Source organism: Pseudomonas sp. GCM10022186 (assembly GCF_042656385.1).
Classification (GTDB): Bacteria; Pseudomonadota; Gammaproteobacteria; order Pseudomonadales; family Pseudomonadaceae; genus Metapseudomonas.
Window position 1 is genome coordinate 1 of the sequence record NZ_JBHSOU010000062.1, and the last position, 717, is coordinate 717.

The following is a 717-nucleotide window of genomic DNA, read 5'->3' on the forward strand; positions in this document are numbered from 1 at the left end:
ATCCGTCGCTACCTGGAGGCTGGGGTCATGGAGGGCGGGCTCGTGAGCCCGCGCCGAGAGGGTACGCCGCAAGGCGGACCCCTCTCGCCCTTGCTCTCGAACATCCTGCTGAACGAGTTGGACCAGGAACTGAGCCGGCGCGGCCACCGTTTCGTGCGTTATGCCGACGACGCGAACGTTTACGTGCGCAGTCGACAGGCGGGCGAGCGGGTGATGACCAGTCTGGAGCGTTTCCTGGAGCAGCGGTTGCGGCTGCGGTTGAACCGGACCAAGAGTCAGGTCATCCGCCCGTGGCGCAGCAGTTACCTGGGGTATGGCATGACTGCGCACCGGCAGCCGAAACTGCGGATTGCCAGCAGCAGCCTGCAACGCCTGCGCGAACGGGTGAAAAGCCTGCTGCGCGGCCGGCGGGGTAGCCAGCTGACCTGGCTGATCGAGCGGCTCAACCCGGTCCTGCGCGGCTGGAGCAGCTACTTCAAGCTGAGCCAGAGCAAGCGGCCCGTGGACGAGCTGGATGGCTGGGTGCGGCGGTCACTGCGCAATGTGCTGTGGCGGCACTGGAAGCGACCGGCAACCCGGGCACGCATGCTGATGCGCCTGGGGTTGCCGGAGAAGCGGGCCTGGAAGTCAGCCACCAACGGGCGCGGCCCCTGGTGGAATGCCGGCGCTCCGCATCTGCAACAAGCGCTGCCGAAGAAGCGCTGGGACGCACTCGGG

1 protein-coding gene is annotated in these 717 nt (G+C 67.5%); it reads left to right on the top strand.

Features of this window, described 5'->3' with window-relative positions:
• A partial coding sequence (locus ACFPU0_RS21065; RefSeq protein WP_377695230.1) for a group II intron maturase-specific domain-containing protein occupies window positions 1-717 on the top strand: 717 nt, incomplete at both ends.